The sequence below is a fragment of the Mesorhizobium sp. CA16 genome (assembly GCF_020165175.1).
Classification (GTDB): Bacteria; Pseudomonadota; Alphaproteobacteria; order Rhizobiales; family Rhizobiaceae; genus Mesorhizobium.
The window spans coordinates 188352-207468 of the sequence record NZ_JAIUHP010000006.1; the positions used below are offsets into that span (position 1 = coordinate 188352).

Consider the following 19117-nt stretch of genomic DNA (forward strand, 5'->3'; position numbering starts at 1 on the left):
GAATGGAGTGAAATCATGACCGCATCCCAGCCCGCCGCGCAGCCCTCCGCCAGGCCGCAGCTCGCCTTCCGGCCGTTGCCAGTGCCGCAGGTCGATGTCCGCGGCTTCTGGGGCGACCGTGTCGAAGCGGTCGCGACGCGCACCGCCGAGATCCTCTACGACCGCTGCGTCGAGGCGCGCATGCTGGAGCAGATCGATCCGGACGTGCCGTCGCCAGGCGTCGTCATCCCCTTCCATGTCAGCGACGGTTTTACCGCGCGCACCGTGACGACTCAGATGTTCTGGGATTCTGATTGGGGCAAGACCATCGAGACCGCGGCCTATTCGCTCTACCGGCGCCGCAACCCCGAGCTCGAGAAGAAGATCGACGCCGTCATCGACATGTTCGGCAAGCTGCAGCAGGAGGACGGCTATCTCTCGAGCTGGTACCAGCGCATCCAGCCCGGGCTGCGCTGGACCAACCTGCGCGACTGCCACGAGCTCTACTGCGCCGGGCATCTGATCGAGGGCGCCGTCGCTTACTTTCAGGCGACCGGCAAACGCAAGCTGCTCGACATCATGAGCCGCTATGCCGACCACATCGCCGACACTTTTGGCCCGGAGCCCGGCAAGCGGAAGGGCTATTGCGGCCATGAGGAGATCGAGCTGGCGCTGGTCAAGCTCGCGCGCGCGACAGGCAACGACAAATATATGAAGCTGGCGAAATATTTCATCGACCAGCGCGGTCAGCAGCCGCATTATTTCGACGAGGAGGCGCTGGCGCGCGGCGCCGACCCCAAGGATTTCCACTTCAAGACCTATGAATACAACCAGTCACACAAGCCGGTGCGCGAGCAGGACAAGGTCGTCGGCCATGCGGTGAGGGCGATGTATCTCTATTCCGGCATGGCCGATATCGCCACCGAATATGGCGACGATACGCTCAAGGTGGCACTCGAGCGGCTCTGGGACGATCTCACCACCAAAAGCCTCTACGTCACCGGCGGCCTCGGCCCGTCGGCCGACAATGAGGGCTTCACCAACGACTACGACCTGCCCAACGAGACCGCCTATGCCGAGACCTGCGCTTCGGTCGGCCTGGTGTTCTGGGCAAGCCGCATGCTCGGCATGGGTCCGAACGCCCGCTACGCCGACATGATGGAACGCGCCCTCTACAACGGCTCGATATCGGGCCTGTCGCTCGACGGCTCGCTATTCTTCTACGAGAATCCGCTGGAGAGCCGTGGCGGCCATCACCGCTGGAAATGGCACCGCTGCCCGTGCTGCCCGCCCAATATCGGCCGCATGGTGGCCTCCATCGGCAGCTATTTCTACGGCCTAGCCGACGATGCGCTGGCGGTGCATCTCTATGGCGATTCGAGCGCCCGCTTCGAGATCACCGGCCGGCAGGTGACGCTCGTCCAGACCAGCAGCTATCCCTGGGACGGCGCGATTGCGATCGAGATCGGGCCGGAGGCGCCCGTAGAGTTCACGCTTCACCTGCGCATACCCGCCTGGTGCCGCAAGGCGGCGTTGCGCGTCAACGGCAAGCTCGTCGATCTGGAGGCCGCGACGGTCGACGGCTATGCAGCGCTCCGCCGCGAATGGCAAAAGGGCGACAAGGTCGAGCTCGATCTCGAAATGTCGATGGCGCGCCTCTTCGCCAATCCGCAGGTGCACCAGGACATCGGCCGCGTGGCGCTCACCCGCGGCCCGCTGATCTACTGCGTCGAGGAAACCGACAATGGCGGCGGGCTGCATCGCATCGCCTTGCCGCGCGAGGCAAGGCTCGAGGCGCACAAAGAACCGAACCTGCTCGGCGGCGTCGTCACCCTCTCGGCCATCGGCTGCCGGGCCGAGACCGAGAACTGGGGTGCCGATCTCTACCGCTCCGAACCGCCGGTGACGCAGGAAACGAAGCTCAAGGCGGTCCCGTATTTTGCCTGGGACAATCGCGATCCCGGCGAGATGCTGGTCTGGCTGAGGGAAGGGTGAAGGCGGCCTATCTCAAAGATGCACGAAGGCCGTCAGCGGCAGGTGGTCGGAGGCGACGCGCGACAGCGGCGTGTCATGCGCCTCGACGCCTGAAACCAGGTCGTGCCGGTTGCCCATGATGCGGTCGAGTGCCAGCACCGGCAGGCCGGATGGGAAAGTCGGCACCGCCGGCGTCGGGCCGAAGGTCGTGTGCAGCGTGTTCAGTGCCGAGCGGTTGCCGAGCCGCCATTCGTTGAGGTCGCCCAGAAGCAGCGTCGGCCTCTCGTCGGCGCTGCTCATGATGTCGAGCACGACGCGGGCCTGTTCCGAACGCGAGCGGCGCAGCAGGCCGAGATGGGCGGCAATGACGCGCAGCGATCGTTTCTCGTCGAGATCGATCTCGGCGACCAGCGCGCCGCGCGGCTCCAGTCCGGGCAGCTTGAGCTGGTGGACGTCGCGCACGGTGCCGCGCTTGAACAACAGCACATTGCCGCGCCAGCCATGCCCCTTGCCGTTGCCGCTGACCGGCACTGGCACCAGCCCCGTTTCCAGCTCCAGGCGGGCCAGGTCGAGCAGCCCGGCCCTGTCGCCGAAGCGGTTGTCGGCCTCCTGCAGCGCGATCACGTCGGGGCTCATTTCGCGGATGACGCGCGCCGTCCGTTCGGGGTCGAATCTGCGGTCGGTGCCGATGCATTTGTGGACGTTGTAGGAGGCAACGACGATTTCCGTGTCGTTGACGCGCTTGCGCGGCGTCGCCTTCGCCTTGCGCGCGCTTCTGCTGCGGATCGAGAGCAGCACGGTCTCAGGCAGGCTGCGTCCTTTGATGTCGTCTATCTCCATGATCCCGATGCTCGATTTCCTGCTCTAAAGATAGGGCGATCCCAGCCACAGCAAACGGTCGAAGACGCGGATTGCAAACGGCCTTGCCCTCAGCGTCTGCAGCGTCACCGGCTGGGCGGTGGAGATGGCGGCCGCGATGCGGGCGTCGATCTCGGCGGCGAAGTTTTTATCCAGCACTTCCAAGTCGATCTCGAAATTCAGCCGCAGCGAGCGGGCGTCCAGATTGGAAGAGCCGACATAGGCCCACACGCCGTCGATCGCCATCAGCTTCGAATGGTCGAACGCACCTTCATGGCGCCAGACGCGGCAGTAATGCTTCAAAACCTGGTCGAACTGCGCCGTCATCGCATGGTCAACGAGAAAGAGGTTGTTCACCGCCGGCACGACGATGTCGATTTCGACGCCGCGCCGGCCGGCCGTGGTCAGCGCGCTGATGAACTCCCGGTCCGGCAGGAAATAGGGCGACATGATGCGGATCGATTTGCGGGCGACGGAAAACGCACCCATCAGCAACTTGAGATTGGTTTCGTTGGACGCGTCCGGCCCGGTCGCGACCGCGCGCACCAGCATCGGCTGCCCCGGCGGCGGCACGACACGCTCGACCTGCCAGGGTCCGTCCTTCAGGGCTTCGTTGCCGGCGAAGCGCCAGTCCTCGGCGGCCACCGAGAACAGATCCGCCACCACCGGCCCGGTGACCTCGAAATGCGTGTCCCGCGAACTGCCGGAACCGGCGAGCTCGGCCGAGAATCCCTTGCGGATGTTCATGCCTCCCGTGAACGCCACCGTGCCGTCGATAATCAGTATCTTCCTGTGGGTCCTGAGATTGGCATAGGGAAGTCTCAGGCCCATGACGATGTTGCCGTTGAAGAGATCGACGGTGACATCGGCCTCCCTGAGCTGCTTCAGGATGCTGGGCACCGAGTAGCGTACGCCGACGGCGTCGATCAGCACGCGCACGGTGACGCCGCGCTTGACGGCGTTGCCGAGCGACTGGACGAAAAGCGCCCCGACCGCGTCATTGTCGAAAATATAGGTTTCCAGAAGCACGCTTCGTTGCGCCGCATCGATCGCCCGGCACATCGCCGTATAGGCTTCGTCGCCTGTCTTGAGCACGGCGATAGTGTTTCCCGAGGTGAGCGGACGCCGCGCCACTCTGTCGCCAAGCGTCTTCAGCCCGGTGAAACGCTGGCCGAATTCGGCGTTGATCAAGCCTTCCAGCGCGACGTCCCGGTCATGCCTGGCGGCGGCGGCCTCGGGCGAGACCGGCCGCATGGCGCTGATCGTCGCGCGGCGGATCCGGTTGATGCCGGCAATGGCGTAGATGATCGCGCCGAGGAAAGGCGACAGAAGCATCACGCCCACCCAGCCGGTGGCCGCGCGCACGTCTTCCTTCGTCATGATGGCATGCACGATGCCCACCGCCGCCATCGCCAGCGACAGGATCAGGATAAGCGTCGACCAGTGACTCGCAATCGCCTCGAACATCGGCCCGACTATTGTGCGAGCCGGCGCGGAAGGCAATGCGGGAGGTTAGGCTGGTCTAAAGCCGCGCGGCGTCGATGGTCGCCGCCGGCCGCACACCCGGCAAGGTCAGGCTTGCCAGGTGTGCCCGCGTTTGCCCTTGCCGCCACGCGGTCAGCCATCGGTCGAGACGGTTACGGCCTTCCAGGCATCGATCTCTTGCTGCAGCCGCTGGATTCGCTCGGAGACGAGCTTGAGGGCGTCGCTGCCAAGCAGAAGCTGCGGCGGCGGGGCTTCGGTTTCGACCAGGGCCAATACGGCCGTCGCAAGCTTGTCCGGATCGCCAAGTTGCTTGCCACTTTTCGCCTGTCGGGCCTCCCGGATCGGATCGAACAGCGCATCGTAATCCGCGATGGACCTTTCGGTTCGAACCATGGAGCGCCCGGCCCAGTCCGTCCGGAAGGAGCCGGGGCATATCGCCGTAACGCGTACGCCGAACGGGGCCATTTCCGAACGCATCACTTCCGATATGCCCTGGAGCGCGAACTTGCTGCCGCAATAGTAAGCGATGCCCGGCATTGTTATCATGCCGCCCATCGACGTCACGTTGACAATGAAGCCGCGGCGTCGCTCGCGGAACTTGGGAAGAAATGCCTTGGCGACCGCCACGGCGCCGAAGACGTTCACATCGAATTGACGCCGCATCTCTTCCAGTGACGACTCTTCAAGCACGCCCTCATGGCCATAGCCGGCATTGTTGATCAGGACGTCGACGGGCCCGTGCTCTTCCTCCGCCTGCGCGACGACGTCCGGCACGCGGTCGAACTCCGTGACATCGCAGATGACGGTGCGGATCGCTGGGAGGGATCCGGCAAGCGCCGCGCGAGACGTCTCGGAGCGGATGGTGCCAATGACCGTATGGCCCATCTGGACAGCGGCGGAAGCGATGGCGAGGCCGAAGCCCGAATTGGCGCCGGTGATGAAGAATGTCTTTGTTGCCATGGCCTGCGATCCTTCATTGATGGAGTGCAGCTTGACAAATAGTATGGTGCGATAGCGTCCACGATTGCGGTTTCTATGAATACATTGCCAAATCCTATCAGAGAGGACGTTGGGCTAAGACGAAAGCTGGTCGAGTTGGCCGGAGCTATCGCCGAGCGCGTTGGATATAATGCGACCGCGCTCGAGGGTGTGCGCGTGCTCTGTACCGAGGCGGTGCTTCACGACGTTCCGGTACTTTATGAACCGGGCGCGGTGTTCGTCCTGCAGGGAAGCAAGCGAGGCGTCCTCGAACGGGAGGTCTACCTGTACGATGAAGACCATTATCTGGCGGTGTCGGTTCCTGTTCCGTTTCGAATGGAGTCCACGGCCAGCCCCGATCGCCCGCTGCTTGCGGTCTATGTCGAGTTCGACATGCGGATTGCGGCCGAGATTGCCGCGCAGCTGGAGATGCATTCGGCTGTAGGAAGCGACCGGCCGCGAAGTCTCGTATCGAGCAGGATGGGGTCCGACATAGAGGATGTCCTGCTGCGCCTGCTGACGGCGCTTCGCAATCCCGCCGAGACCGCCATTCTTGGATCGAGCCTTCTGCGCGAGCTCCATTACCGGGTCCTGATTGGCCCGCAGGGCGGCGCGATGATCGCTGCCTTGCGGCAAAGAGGCAGGTCGGGAAGGATCGTGCGGAGCCTCGCATGGCTGCGGGAAAACTACAGCGCCGAAATCTCGGTCGCCGATCTCGCGGGACAAGCAGGCATGAGCGTGCCTTCTTACCACGTTCATTTCAAGGAAATGACCGGAAGCAGCCCGATGCAGTACGTGAAAGCCATGCGGCTGCACGAGGCAAGACTGATGATCGCACGCAAGGGAACGATCGCTCAGGTCGCGGCTTCGGTCGGATATGCGAGCGCGGCTCAGTTCAGCCGCGACTTCAAGCGGCATTTTGGACGCACGGCTTCTGAGGAGATGAGCTGGGTCCGTCGCCATCTGGGCGAGCTCGCCCCGGAAGAATAGTCCGCTATTGCCGCTCAGCGGGTTATGGATCGGAAACAGTGTCGCGACGAGCTAGAGCCGATCGGCGAGGCCGCCCGCCTAAAGCTTCCTGAAAAAACCCGACAGAATGTTCGGACCTGCTTCTCCTGGCCGCAGCCTGATCCCGTCCTCGAAGCAGTTCAGCGTCACACACTCGAAACCGTTGGCCGCGAGGAGCGCCACCAGCGAGCCGCGGTCGAAATGATGCAGGTGCTCGTTGGGCAGACGCATGCGCCATTTGGCGAACCACGCGTCGCCCTCGGCGCCGAGCTCGCGCCAGCGGCAATAGGGGACGGCGACAGCCAGGTGGCGGGCCTGAAGCCGGGAAAGGAAGCCGAGATCGGGGATGTGCTCCAGCACGTCGAACATGGCGACGAGGTCCCAGGCGCCGGCGAGCGCCTCATCCCAATCGACGAAGCGGACACCCTTGGGCAGTGGGAATTCGGCGATATCGCAGCCGGCGCAATCGGCGACGCCGGTTATCTTCGCGGCTTCGATGAACGTGCCCGTGCCATATCCGATTTCCAGCACGGAACGAGGAATCTCGCCGGTGATACCAAGCACCCAGCCAAGCCGCTGATAACCGAGCTTGATGGTCCGGTCGCTCAGGTCTTCATAATAGGAGATGTATTTCTTGTCGTATTTGATCGGTGTGAAGTCGATCTGGTGGATCACGCCGAACCTGTCCACCTCATAATTGTCCAACATTGTCCGCGCGGCCTCCGGGTGCCGAATTCCTTACAAGGTCAATTGCACGCAGCCACGGTTCTAAGCGCTTCGGCTCGGGAAGGTGCGGGCAACTTTCCGATCCGTCGAACAGAAGCGTAGAACCTCGGGTAGTCGCCGGAGCACAAGTCAAACAAGCGAAGAAACGCCGGGACCTGTTCGCCGTAGACAGCGGTCGCGGCGAGCTTTGCGTTGTTGATAGGGCTATCAAACCAGGCATCATATCCCCGGTATCCAGCCCATCGCCTGTCGCGCATTTGCCGGTAGCGCATCCGCAGCCTGTCGATGGCGGCTGCTTTGGCGGCCGCCATCTGCTGCGGGCTGCGGGGACTTCCATAGACCTGCCTCAGCTCATCCCGGGTTTTCGATATCAGTCCGAGAAAACCGGCCTTGCGCTTGCGATCGATTTCGTAGCTGCGCAATCCGGCGCGATTGCCGGTGGCGCGGAGCCATTTCCTCGTACCGGTGGTTTCGACGGAAACCGCGAAAGCCTCGTTGAATGCGGAGTCGCCGTTCACATAGACTTTCTGATGCGCCAGCTCATGGAAAATAAGGCTTGCGAGGTAGGTGTCCTCCTGACGCAGCATGGTGCTGAGCAGCGGATCGCTGAACCAGCCCAGCGTGGAATATGCGGTGACGCCCGACACATAGACGTCCAGCCCCTGCCGCTGCAGTTCAGCGGCACTTTCGAGCGCGTCTTTGCGCGAAAAATATCCCTTGTAGGGAACGCAGCCGAAGACTGGAAAGCACCAAGTTATCGGCGCAAGCGAGAATTGCGGCGCAGCAAACACGGCCAAGGTCACATTGTTTCGACCGACGTCGACATAACTGCGGTAGCTGTTGTTATCGGGCAGCGCCAGCTCTTCCGTGGCAAAGCGGCGTATGGCGCTGGCGGAGGTCAATTTGGCGCGCAACGCCTGTGGCGTCGACGGATCGCGGATAAGTCTTCCAACGTTCTTGCGCGCGGCCATGATCTCGACATGGCCCTCCAACGACTGCGCATAGTAGGAAATGCTGGTGCATCCAGTCACGCCGGACGCCAGGATCGCCGCGGCAAGCAATCGAAAAACGCGCTTCACAGCTTGCCCACCGCCTGCCCGTCTCCCATGGAGCAAATGTCTGCTCCCGTGTCTCAGGCGCGCCTATTTTCGTCAAGACCTGGAGGGGCAGGGTCGGACCTTAGATTGCTGAGCGGCCATCACCCCCGCCGCGCCGCCAGCCGCAGCCACGGCGCCAGATGGAACGCTGCCATCAACAGATACATCGGCACCATGCCGCCGAGCGCCGAGGCGCCCGACATGCACATCATGTCCTCGCCGCCATGGGCCGCCGTGAGCAGCGCCATCGTGGCGAAGGTCGGCGTCGCGGCGAGGCAAAGCCAGTCGGCGAGGCCCAAGCCGATCAGGCCGTTTGGGCGAGGGGCAGGATTGTCGATGCTCATGATATCCACCTTCTGATGCGGGCAGGGTTCGAGCCCGTTGGAACAAGCGCGAGGCGATCGGCTCCGGCGGCGCGGTTTGCGTCGCCGGAACCGCTTCACGCTCAGGCGTTCTTGTTGCGGAACGCCGCTTCGCCGGCATCCGAGACCTCGACCCATCTCTGGTCGGGGGCGGCGCCTTCCCCGTAATTGTCGTGCCAGTTCCACCATTTGTAGGTCTGGGTCTGCGGATAGCCCTCGGGCGAATCCTCCCATACCTCCTGGCGGCCGAGCGGGGTGACGTCGAGATAGCTCCAGACGGTGCCAAAGGCTTCGTCGCCGCGGTTGTTGACGAAATAAGTGCGGAAGATGCGCTTGCCGTCATGGATGAAGACGTTGTGGCCGTGCCATTCGTCGACGCCGAAATCCTTATCCCAGCTGTCGGTGATGGTGTACCAGGGCATCTTCCAGTCCATCCGCTGCTTCAGCCGCTGGATGTCGGCCTGCGGCGCGCGCGAGGCATAGACAAGCGTGGTGTCGCGGGCGTTGAGATGGGCGAGGTTGCCGACCTGGTCGGCACCGAGCGAGCAGCCGCGGCACGCATGTTCTGGCCAGCCATAGACGCCGGGCTCGAAGAAGGCGCGGTAGACGACGAGCTGGCGGCGGCCTTCGAAGAGGTCGAGCAGGCTCATCTTGCCGTTCGGACCTTCGAACACATAGTCCTTCTTGACTTCCATCCACGGCATGCGGCGGCGTTCGGCGGCCAAAGCGTCGCGGGCGCGGGTGAGCGCCTTTTCCTTCACGAGCATCTCTTCATAGGCGCCTTCCCACGCTTCCTGCGAAACGACCGGCGGTGTCTTCATATGTTGGGTCATTGCTCTTGTCCCGTTCTTGGGTTTGGTTGGGGTGACGAGGACAGACATAGGACAGCGCACTGCGATGGTGAGAGTTACAAGTGTGACGCGATTTGCTGCGGCGGGCGCTGAGACGGTGGCATGGATTCGCTGATCAATGCCGCCGGCCGCGCGCTCGCCGCGGGCGATCCGCTCGGCGCCTTGAAGCGCGTCGCGCTGCGCGACGACGCGCCGGCGCTGGCCCTGCGCGGCATCGCGATGGCGCAGCTCGGCGATTTCGCCAAGGCCAAGGCGCTGCTGAAGGACGCCGCCCGCGCCTTCAGTCCGAGGGAAGCGGTGGCGCGCGCCCGCTGCGTCGTCGCCGAGGCCGAGATCGCGCTGGTCTCGCGCGACCTCGGCTGGCCAGAGAAGGCGCTGCGGTCCGCCCGCGCGACGCTCGCCGCGCATGGCGACCGGCTGAACGCCGCCTATGCCGGCAGCCTCGAGGCGCGCCGCCTCATCCTGGTCGGCCGCCTCGACGAGGCCGAGCGCCTGCTTGCGGACTTCGATCCGACGCCGCTGCCGCCGGTGGCGCGCGTCGCGCATGAACTGGCCGCGGCCGGCATCGCCGTCCGGCGCCTGAGGACAAAGGCGGCGCGCTCGGCATTCGGCCGCGCATCGCTTGCCGCCTATCAAGCCAACATCCCGGCATTGAAGGCCGAAATCGAAGCGGCGTCCCTGGTGCTGAACACGCCGGTGGGCCGGCTGATCGCGCGCGGCGCGGAGAAAGAGTTGCTGCTCGACGAGGTCGAGGCGCTGTTGGGGTCCGGCGCGCTGGTCATCGATGCTTGCCGCAACGTCGTGCGCGAAGGCGGCGCCGTGGTCTCGCTGGCGACCCGGCCGGTACTGTTTGCGCTGGCGCGCACGCTCGCCGAAACCTGGCCGGCGGATGCCTCGCGTGAGACATTGCTGAGGCGCGCCTTCCGGGCGAGGCATGCCGATGAATCGCATCGCGCACGGCTGAGGGTCGAGTTGGGACGGCTGCGCGCCGAGCTCGCCGGCTTGGCCGAGATCAATGCGACCGCCGGCGGCTTTGCGTTGACGCCGCTGAACGCCGCCGAGATCGTCGTGCTGGCGCCGCCTGTCGAGGATGAGCATGGCGCGGTGCTTGCCTTCCTGACCGATGGCGAGGCCTGGTCGAGCTCGGCGCTGGCGATCGCGCTTGGCGCCAGCGCGCGCACCGTGCAGCGGGCGCTGGAGCAGTTGTCGGCCGAGCACAAGGTGCAGGCGGTGGGCCGCGGCCGGGCGCGCCGCTGGATGATGCCGCCGGTCACCGGATTCCCGACTGTCTTGTTACTCCCCGGTCCGCTGCCGAGCGACTAGTTTGCCGGTACTCGGCATCGAGGGAGAGACGTCATGAAACTGATCAGATTAAGAGCGCCCGGCGGCCTGGAACAACTCTCGTTGGTCGAGGAGGATCGGCCCGAGCCCGGACCGGGCGAGTTGCTGGTCCGAATCCGGGCATGCTCGCTGAACTTCCACGACAGCATGGTTGCAACGGGCAAGAAGCCCTGTGCTGACGGCATTCCGCTGTCCGATGGTGCTGGCGAGGTGATTGCCGTCGGAGAGGGCGTGGACGCATTTGAGACCGGCGATGCCGTTGTCAGCTGCTATTGGCCCAATTGGCTGGGTGGCGAGGCTACGCCCGCCACCAAGCAGGGCGAACTGGGCGATGATGTCGATGGCTATGCAAGGGAATATGCCTCAATGCCGTGGCATGCTTTCACGAAGGCGCCGGCGGGTTACACCCATGTGGAGGCGGCTACACTCAGTTGCGCCGGGGTAACCGCCTGGAGGGCACTGGTGGTGTGCGGTCAGGTGAGGGCTGGCGATACGGTGCTGGTCCTCGGCGCGGGCAGCGTGTCGTTGTTCGCGCTGCAGTTCGCCAAGATGGCGGGCGCCCGTGTCATCGCGACATCTTCCTCCGATGAAAAGCTCGAAAAGCTCAGGCGGCTCGGCGCCGATCATCTTATCAATTACAAGGCCGTGCCGGACTGGGGCCGGAAGGCCAGGGACCTGACCGATGGACGCGGTGTCGATCACGTGGTCGAGGTCGGCGGCCCCGGCACGCTGGCGCAGTCGATAACGGCCTGCAGGATGGGCGGCCACATCGCGCTGATCGGCGTGTTGACCGGCTTTGCCGCAGAAGTGTCGATCCCGGCGCTGTTTTCCAATCAGATCCGCATCAATGGAATTTCCATCGGCAGCAGAGCTGACCAGGAAGATATGATCCGGGCGATAACGGCTAACGGCCTGAGGCCTGTTATCGGCCGCAGCTTTCCGCTGCGCGATATTGCCTCGGCTTTCCGGGCGTATGAGAGCCAGAAGCATTTCGGCAAGGTCTGCATCGAGCTTTGAGGCGGTTCATAAATTCCCGACTGTGTTGTTGCTCCCAGGTTTGCAGCAGAGCGGCTAAAGTCGAAGCTGACACAAGAGACCGATGAGGATTGGAAGATGAAAAGAGCCGCTGCCGAGATCCTGCGCGAATATGGACCCTTTCCGGACGCCGAGCGCGTCAATGGCGTCACCTACGATGGCAAGAATGTCTGGTTTGCCACCGGCGACAAGTTGAAGGCCCTCGACCCGGAGAGTGGCACCATCGTGCAATCGATCGACGTCGCCTCGCATGCCGGAACCGCTTTCGACGGCGAGCACCTCTACCAGATCGCCGAGGACCGCATTCACAAGGTCGACCCCAAGACCGGCGAGGTCGTCGCCACCATTCCCGCACCGGGCAATGGCGGCGATTCAGGTATGGCCTGGGCCGAAGGTTCGCTCTGGGTCGGCGAATACAGGGCCCATAAGATCCACCAGATCAATCCTGAAACGGGTGAGGTGATCCGTAGCATCGAGTCGAAACGCGTCGTCACCGGCGTCACCTGGATCGACGGCGAACTCTGGCATGCCACTTGGGAAGGTGAGGAGGGCGATCTGCTGCGCATCGATCCCGAGACGGGTGACGTGCTGCAGGAAGTAGCGATGCCCTCAGGTGTGTCGGGACTGGAATCCGATGGCGACGGCTGCTTCTTCTGCGGCGGCGGCAGCAGCGGCAAGATCACGGCCGTGCGCCGGCCGGGATACGACGCTAGCAAATAACGGATGGCCGGAACGGGCGGCCCGGTCAGGCCGCCTCGCGTGCCGGCCGGGTCATGGGCTTGCTGGAGGCCTTGGCGGCTGTCGGCCTGTCGAAATGCGCCCAGGCCGGCCGCTCGAACAGGAAGGTGCCGAAGCCGACGCGCTGGACGATGAAGTAGAGCACCACCGGGCTTATGACCGAGACCAGCAGCACCGTCAGGCTGAGCATGCCGGTATCGGTGAGGAGGCCGCTCGCCAGCATGACGCCCCGGAAGATCGACATCGGGATGGTGAAGGCGACATAGACGACCAGCGAATGCTCGCCGAGCCAGCGCAGCCATTCCATGGAAGCGAATTTCGACAGGAAACCGCCGGCAACGCAGAGCGCCACGGCGCCGGCGACGGCAAGCGACAGATGCAGCGGCGGCCATGCCGCCAGTCCCATCTGCATGCCGACCGGCTGCATCGCATAGCCCGGCGAATAGACGAGCAGGCCGTTGACGATCGCCCAGGCGAGCAGGCCGAGAACGGCGATCGCCGGCCGTGCCTGCGTCCACTCCACCAGCCGGAATATCAGCGGCGCGAGCACGAAGCCGAGGTAGAAGAACACGAAATAGGCCGCGAACTGCTCAAGCGCGTAGCTGTCCGGCTTCGGCGCCCACATCTGCAGCGCAGCGGCAGCCAAGATGACGACCCAGTGCGGCACGCGAAGCTCGCGCAGCACGCGGATGACGATCCCGAACACCGCCAGCATGTAGATGAACCACAACACGCCGTATGGCTGGACGGCGGCCATTGCGAGATCATGCAGCATGGCGGCGGGGTCGCGGCTGAAGATGCCGATCTTCAGCCCGATCGAGATGATCGCCCAAAGCACGTAGAAATAGAGGTAGTGGACGACGCGGCGGTCGATATAGCGCCGCCATGGCCGGTCGATCACCTGCGACAGGAACAGGCCCGAGATCAGGAAGAATTCCGGCATGCGGAACGGTGTCGCGAAGCTGATGACATAATGCAGGAAGCCGACGCCGCCGGTGTATTCACCGGTGTTGTAGGCGGCATACATCATCACCACCAGGATGATGGAAAGACCTTTTGCCGTATCCACCCACGGCATGCGGTTCGGGTTGCTCATGATCGATCTCGAGGAAATGTACCTGTTCAGATTGTAGCGGACAGGCACATCCCGCGCAGCATCAAGCTTCCATTAACGTAAACACGGCCTTCGTTTCCGAGGCGGTCTCAACGATCGCCCGATGTCGGAACCACGGTGGCAGAACGCGGCTCGCGCATCGTCACCGCGACGATCGCGCCCGACAGGAAGGTCAATGCGGCAATGGCCGCGATCGCCGCAACGAAGCCGAAGAAGTCGGCGATCAGGCCGGCGGACAGCGCCCCGATCGCATAGCCGAGGTCGCGCCAGAAGCGATAGACGCTGAGCGAGCGCGCCCGCCAGGAAGGGTGCGATGCGTCCGACACCGCCGCGATCAGGCACGGATAGACCATTGCCGTGCCGAGGCCGAGCAAAAGGCTGGCCAGCAGCCACCAGCCGAATTCGCGCGTCATGGCGGTGGTGAGAAGCCCCGCCGCCTGCACCCACATGCCGGCGACGATCAGCCCCTTGCGGCCCCAGCGGTCGCTCAACGGCCCGGTCGCGACCTGGAGGATGCCCCACACCGCCGGATAGACCGCCTTGAGAATGCCGATGCGCTCGATGCCGAGCCCATTGGCAACGAAGAAGAGCGGAAACAGCCCCCAGCTCATGCCGTCGTTCAGATTGTTCACCAGGCCGGCCTGCGATGCGGCGAACAGATTGCGATCCCCGAACGTGGTCAGCATGAAGATCTCGCGGAAGCTGAGCGGGGAAGCTTGTCTTGGATGGTTGGCCAGTTCCAGCCGCAGATGCTCGCGCGTGTCGCGCACGAGCAGGATCGACAGCGCCGCACCCAGGATCGCGTAGCCGACGCCGAGATAGATCGGCACGGGACGAAAGCCGTAGCGGCTCGCCAGATAGCCGGTCAGGAAAGCGGTGACGCCGACGGCGAGGTAGCCGGCGAACTCGTTGAGGCCTACGGCGAGCCCGCGCGACTTCGGTCCGACCAGGTCGACCTTCATGATCACGGTCATCGACCAGGCGAAGCCCTGGTTGATGCCGAGCAGCGCGTTGGCGGCGACGATCCAGCCCCAGCTCGGCGCCCAGATGATGATGAAGGGCACCGGCAGCCCGAACAGCCAGCCGAGGATCAGGACGCGCTTGCGGCCCCATCTGTCGGCAAGCTGGCCGGAGACAAGGTTGGCGCAAGCCTTGACCACGCCGAAGCTGACAATGAAGGAGACGACCAGCGTGGTCGACGCCACGCCAAACTCCTCCGCGCCGATCAGCGGCACCACGGTCCGCTCGATGCCGACCATGCCGCCGACAAAGGCATTGATCAGCACCAGGAGCGAAAACTGCTTCCAGTTGGCCTTGAGACCGAGCGCGACGGCGGATGCCGCTATGTTCAAGATTTCGCTCCGGCGTTGACGGCCCGGGTCCGGGCGGCCTGCGGCGGCGGGGGAGGGATGTCGGCGGTCATGGCTGCGACGAACTCACCCTCGTCCTCGATGCGGAACGCCTTGTTGAAGCGCCGCTCGAAGCCGATGGTCGACGTAGGCTTACCGCTCAGCGAGCGGCCGCAGACCGAGCCCGAATAGGCGCCGGGCAGCACCTCGATATGATCGGGCAACTCCTTCAGGCGGCGCACGCTGGCATAAAGCGCACGCGCCCCGTCCTCGACGCTTGAAGCAAGCTCGGTGCGGCCGAGATCGCCGACCATCAGCGTGTGCCCGGTGAGCACGAACCAAGGCTCGGCCGACCGCGTCCGGTCGGTGACCAACAGGCTCAGATGCTCCGGCGTATGGCCCGGTGTATGCAAGACCGTCACCGTGACATTGCCGAGCTCGAGCACCTCGCCATCCTTGACACGCCGGAACGGGAATCCTGCTTCGGCCCCTTCGAACAGCACGTATTCCGCGCCCGTCGCCTCGGCCAGCGAGCGTCCGGCCGAGATGTGGTCGGCATGGATATGCGTGTCGACGACATAGAGGATGCGCATGCCGGTCGCGCGCGCCGCATCGACATACGGCGCGATGTCGCCGACCGGGTCGACCACGGCCGCGGAAGCCTTGCCGCCGCAGCCGAACAGATAGGAGGCGGCAACCGGATCGTTGTGCAGGAACTGCCTGAGAATCATCGCTTTTTCCTCCGAACGAGCGGCTGCGCCCCGGGGAGCCGCTCTGCTTGACAGCAATGGTCGAAACCGTCATTCAATTATTCCATTGAATGACGGCAGAAAGGTCGATGTCAATCCGCAATCCGAAACAGGCGCTGTACGAGCAGTTCGCGATCGTCGCCAAGGCGCTCGGGCATCCACTGCGCCTGGAAATGATCGAGCATCTGGCGCAAGGCGCGCGCAGCGTCGAGGCGCTCGCGGCGAAGCTCGGCCGGCCCGTCGCCAACATCTCGCAGCATCTGCAGGCGCTGCGCCGCGCCGGCATCGTCTCGGCCGAGCGCGACGGCAAGTTCGTGCATTATTCGCTGGCCGATGACAGCGTGCTTTCCGCCTTCGCCGCTGTGCGCGGCGTCGCCGAGCGGCAGCTCGCCGAGGTCGACCGCATCGTGCGCGGCTATTTCGATGCGCGTGACGACATGCAGCCGGTCACACGCGACGAGCTTCAGAGGCTGATGCGCGACGGTCTGGTGACACTGATCGACGTCCGTCCGGCGGACGAGTTCGCGCTCGGCCATGTGCCGGGCGCCATCAATGTCCCGCTGGGGAAAGTCAGGGCCTGGTCAGCCGACGCCGCTATCGGCCGCGAAATCGTCGCCTATTGCCGCGGCCCGTGGTGCGTGATGTCCTTCGAAGCGGTGGCCGCGCTGCGTTCGGTCGGGCATGCGGCGCGCCGGCTGGAGGACGGCATGCCGGAATGGAAGGCGGCCGGCCTGCCGGTGGAAGGGGCGGCCTGATGATGGCCCGCCGACGTGCCACTGAGCGCCAGTTGCAGACCCTTGATGGCAGCATCGCGATGCCTTAAGCGGAGCCGTGAGCGGATTGGCAGGTCTCCACCCTTTTCCGCAACGCCAGACTCCTGGCCAACCATCTCGACCGCTTAGTAGGTGACCTTCGGGTACCAGTCGGTCCCGCAACCTTCCGGCGTCAAGTCCAGGACGTTCCACAGCATCATCAGGTCCGGCTCGGTTGTCGGGTCTTTGCCTGGATCGGCTGACTCGAAACCCAGCTCCGCCCCCGAAGTGCCGAATGGTTCCGTCGTGCGATACCCAGATTGTCGTATAAACGGCACTTTATTGCGCTTCGTAGAGTTCCAAAGGCAATCCATCCGGGTCGCTAAAGAAGGTGAAGCGCCGATCCGTATATGGGTCGATCCGGATTGGCTCTACGGCAACGCCGGCGGCCTCCAGGCGCGCAACTACGAGGTCGAGGTTCCCCACAGCAAATGCCAAGTGCCGCAGCCCTGTCGCCTCTGGATAAGACGGCCGCGGCGCTGGGGCAGGGAAGGAAAACAATTCCAGCTGGGCGGACCCGATCCGCAGGTCGGCCTTCCAGGACTGCCGCTCCTCCCGATAGACCTCGCGGATCAGGTCCAGGCCGAGAAGCTCGACATAGAACCGTCGCGATCGATCGTAGTCGGTGCAGATAAGCGCGACGTGGTGAATGGCGTCCAGCATCTTTCGAAGTCTAGCCAAGCCGGGCTTTGGAGCCAAGGTCACCCACTTTGTATCTGTCATCGCGGGCAGGATCTCCTTATCGCTTCGGGTGAGAGCCTAACATCCAGACGGCGGGCAACCGTGCTGACCGTGGCTCGCTTGGTTGCAGGCGGACCTGCTGTCCTGCGGGGCATCAGGATCGTCCGCGTATTTACCAAAAATCGAGATAGGCTGGGATCGTAGATACGTTCACACGGGAAAACCGGCCTTTCTGAAGCCTGACGTGAAAAGCTCAAGGGCGACTTGATCGGTGAACGGGAGACCTGAAATCAGCCGGATGGTCAGCTCGTGTTTCCTTGTCAGTGCTTCCTCAACCTCAGCGCGCGCCTTCTCCATCTCGCCCAAATGTGCGTATGACGCTGCGAGGAAGGCATGGATGAAGAATTGGTCACCGGCCTTCCGATACGAAGCGACAGCTTCCGAGTACCTTCCAAGCAGGAACAGAGAGCTGCCCTTCACCTCCCAGAACCACACCGGAGGTAACGGCTCGCGCAGGAGCGCGGTTTCGAGCACGTTGAGTGCCGTCTCGGCCCGTCCGCCGTAGTTGAGCCAGCTTGCGTAATCCCCCGCTATATTCACGTCTAGCGGGTTCAACGAGCGCGCGAGCTCAAAATGCACTCCTGCATCGCTATGCTGGCGCATGTGTGTAAGCACCAGCCCCATGCTCTGGTGACAGACGCCATCGCTTCTGTCGAGAGAGAGCGCCGTCCGTGCCGAGTCCCAGGCCTTCTTTAGCGTCCGCGGATCATTGTCGTACCAAAATCTGCCGACGAGGGCCTGCGCGAGGAAGGCGTGGGCTTGAGCGAACGACGAATCGAGATCCACGGACCGAACGAAGAGGGGCTCGGACTTTTCCAGTTCATATCGGTAAAAGTGCGCGCGCCCCTGCAGGTAGTAGTCGTATGCATCCCAATCGGCGGGTGGCTTGCGTCTGGTACGGGTCGCCGATTCCGCCTCCGCTTGCCCTTCGACCATCGAGGCGATAAGCGCTGCAACCTCGTCTTGCAACGCGAAGATGTCGTTAAGGGCCCGATCGTAGCGTTGGGCCCATAGATGGGTGCCGGTGGCGGCGTCGATCAGCTGTGTGGTGATCCGAATGCGATCACCGAGTTTTCTTATGCTGCCTTCGACGAGATAGCGAACTCCGAGTTTGCGATGTACTTCGGCAATGTCCATTGCCGGATGGCGAAATTGAAAAGACGAATTGCGCGCGATGACGAGGAGGGAGCGAAACCTGGCCAGCTCCGTGATTATGTCCTCGGTTATGCCGTCGCTGAGATACTGCTGGTCCTGATCGCCGCCCAGATTGGCAAAAGGCAGCACCGCGATCGAAGGCTTGCCGGACGGCGGTATCGGTTTGCTGGATGCGCTCGCTACCGGCTTGACAGTCCCGGTGAAGCGGTAGCCGACGCGAGGCACCGTGGCGATCCACTCACCGCCATTATCACCCGGACCGAGAGCCTTTCTTAGTGTCGCGATTTGAACGGTAAGGTTGCCTTCCTCGACGGCGGTTCCCGGCCAGGCAGCGTCCAGCAGTTCGGCCTTGGTCAGGATCTCGCCGGGCCGTGCCGCAAGCGCAGCAAGCAGCGTCAGTCCACGATGCCCAACAGCGACCGGGATCTCCTCTCTAAGGAGCGTCCCGATGTCGGGGTCGAGTACGAACGGACCAAAAGCGATGCGAGTCCCGTGCATGCAGGCATAGTAGACGTTTCGGAAATTTCAGAACAGTTCCGGCGCCGCGCAAATCCAAGGGCGAACTTTCCGGGAAAGTGCGTCATCAATTTGGTATGGCGCAACTCTGCTCATGGCGCCGGCGCTGCCGATGCCCGCCTTTGGGTTCGGTTCAAGGGCGGGACAATCACGCAACCAGCCGCCTTCTCGATTGGCGTCGGGAGGCTCTCTGTTATCGGCATTACGCAGCCGCCCCGCCGGAGCGCCGCGCTCCAAAAGGGCTGACCT

General features: G+C 63.7%; 18 protein-coding genes. 6 read left to right on the forward strand and 12 right to left on the reverse strand.

The window, feature by feature from the left end; all coding sequences use genetic code 11:
- Positions 1-15: 15 nt before the first annotated feature.
- A complete protein-coding gene (locus LB525_RS11725; RefSeq protein WP_224544738.1) occupies positions 16-1974 on the forward strand; it encodes a glycoside hydrolase family 127 protein in 1959 nt (652 codons plus the stop codon).
- A 12-nt stretch (positions 1975-1986) separates the two neighbouring features.
- Here the strand turns inward: LB525_RS11725 and LB525_RS11730 are convergent, their stop codons facing one another.
- The 3 genes from LB525_RS11730 to LB525_RS11740 form a co-directional block, all read right to left on the reverse strand.
- Complete coding sequence (locus tag LB525_RS11730; RefSeq protein WP_181170758.1) at positions 1987-2793, reverse strand: endonuclease/exonuclease/phosphatase family protein; 807 nt, start codon at positions 2791-2793, stop codon at positions 1987-1989.
- Positions 2794-2817: 24 nt separating this feature from the next.
- Positions 2818-4278 carry a phospholipase D-like domain-containing protein gene (locus LB525_RS11735; protein WP_224544739.1) on the reverse strand — a complete coding sequence of 487 codons (1461 nt, stop codon included), beginning with the start codon at positions 4276-4278 and terminating at the stop codon, positions 2818-2820.
- 150 nt (positions 4279-4428) lie between these two features.
- Positions 4429-5256: an oxidoreductase gene (locus LB525_RS11740; protein ID WP_224544740.1), complete on the reverse strand. Its 828-nt coding sequence runs from the start codon at positions 5254-5256 to the stop codon at positions 4429-4431.
- Positions 5257-5331: 75 nt separating this feature from the next.
- Between LB525_RS11740 and LB525_RS11745 the strand changes: the two genes are divergently transcribed.
- Positions 5332-6264 carry an AraC family transcriptional regulator gene (locus LB525_RS11745; RefSeq protein WP_224544741.1) on the forward strand — a complete coding sequence of 311 codons (933 nt, stop codon included), beginning with the start codon at positions 5332-5334 and terminating at the stop codon, positions 6262-6264.
- Between the two features lie 78 nt (positions 6265-6342).
- Here LB525_RS11745 and LB525_RS11750 read toward each other — a convergent pair whose 3' ends face one another.
- The 4 genes from LB525_RS11750 to LB525_RS11765 all read right to left on the reverse strand — a co-directional run bounded on the left by LB525_RS11750 (position 6343) and on the right by LB525_RS11765 (position 9300).
- Positions 6343-6990, reverse strand: a complete 648-nt coding sequence (locus LB525_RS11750; RefSeq protein ID WP_224544742.1) for a class I SAM-dependent methyltransferase — start codon at positions 6988-6990, stop codon at positions 6343-6345.
- Between the two features lie 38 nt (positions 6991-7028).
- Positions 7029-8087 carry an aminopeptidase gene (locus LB525_RS11755; RefSeq protein ID WP_224544743.1) on the reverse strand — a complete coding sequence of 353 codons (1059 nt, stop codon included), beginning with the start codon at positions 8085-8087 and terminating at the stop codon, positions 7029-7031.
- Between the two features lie 119 nt (positions 8088-8206).
- Positions 8207-8449, reverse strand: a complete 243-nt coding sequence (locus LB525_RS11760) for a hypothetical protein (RefSeq protein WP_411971019.1) — start codon at positions 8447-8449, stop codon at positions 8207-8209.
- A 101-nt stretch (positions 8450-8550) separates the two neighbouring features.
- Positions 8551-9300 carry a DUF899 domain-containing protein gene (locus LB525_RS11765; protein WP_224544744.1) on the reverse strand — a complete coding sequence of 250 codons (750 nt, stop codon included), beginning with the start codon at positions 9298-9300 and terminating at the stop codon, positions 8551-8553.
- A 120-nt stretch (positions 9301-9420) separates the two neighbouring features.
- On the opposite strand from LB525_RS11765, the gene LB525_RS11770 reads away from it, so the two are divergent.
- From LB525_RS11770 to LB525_RS11780, 3 genes are all read left to right on the forward strand, one after another.
- A complete protein-coding gene (locus tag LB525_RS11770) occupies positions 9421-10641 on the forward strand; it encodes a helix-turn-helix domain-containing protein (RefSeq protein ID WP_224544745.1) in 1221 nt (406 codons plus the stop codon).
- Positions 10642-10674: 33 nt separating this feature from the next.
- Entirely contained in the window at positions 10675-11676 is a 1002-nt protein-coding gene (locus LB525_RS11775) for a zinc-dependent alcohol dehydrogenase family protein (protein WP_224544746.1), read from the forward strand.
- A 96-nt stretch (positions 11677-11772) separates the two neighbouring features.
- Positions 11773-12414: a DUF5074 domain-containing protein gene (locus tag LB525_RS11780; protein ID WP_224544747.1), complete on the forward strand. Its 642-nt coding sequence runs from the start codon at positions 11773-11775 to the stop codon at positions 12412-12414.
- Between the two features lie 25 nt (positions 12415-12439).
- Here LB525_RS11780 and LB525_RS11785 read toward each other — a convergent pair whose 3' ends face one another.
- The 3 genes from LB525_RS11785 to LB525_RS11795 all read right to left on the reverse strand — a co-directional run bounded on the left by LB525_RS11785 (position 12440) and on the right by LB525_RS11795 (position 15626).
- A complete protein-coding gene (locus LB525_RS11785) occupies positions 12440-13528 on the reverse strand; it encodes an acyltransferase family protein (RefSeq protein ID WP_224544748.1) in 1089 nt (362 codons plus the stop codon).
- Between the two features lie 107 nt (positions 13529-13635).
- Positions 13636-14898, reverse strand: a complete 1263-nt coding sequence (locus tag LB525_RS11790; protein ID WP_224544749.1) for an MFS transporter — start codon at positions 14896-14898, stop codon at positions 13636-13638.
- Complete coding sequence (locus tag LB525_RS11795; RefSeq protein WP_224529180.1) at positions 14895-15626, reverse strand: MBL fold metallo-hydrolase; 732 nt, start codon at positions 15624-15626, stop codon at positions 14895-14897. The genes LB525_RS11790 and LB525_RS11795 overlap by 4 nt, the downstream gene beginning before the upstream one ends.
- Positions 15627-15733: 107 nt before the next feature.
- On the opposite strand from LB525_RS11795, the gene LB525_RS11800 reads away from it, so the two are divergent.
- The gene (locus tag LB525_RS11800) at positions 15734-16399 is read left to right on the forward strand and encodes an ArsR/SmtB family transcription factor (protein ID WP_224529178.1); all 666 of its coding nucleotides are present in this window, start codon (positions 15734-15736) and stop codon (positions 16397-16399) included.
- A 336-nt stretch (positions 16400-16735) separates the two neighbouring features.
- Here LB525_RS11800 and LB525_RS11810 read toward each other — a convergent pair whose 3' ends face one another.
- Positions 16736-17119 carry a VOC family protein gene (locus LB525_RS11810; protein WP_224529348.1) on the reverse strand — a complete coding sequence of 128 codons (384 nt, stop codon included), beginning with the start codon at positions 17117-17119 and terminating at the stop codon, positions 16736-16738.
- A 228-nt stretch (positions 17120-17347) separates the two neighbouring features.
- Complete coding sequence (locus LB525_RS11815; RefSeq protein WP_224544750.1) at positions 17348-18850, reverse strand: winged helix-turn-helix domain-containing tetratricopeptide repeat protein; 1503 nt, start codon at positions 18848-18850, stop codon at positions 17348-17350.
- Positions 18851-19117 lie beyond the last annotated feature (267 nt).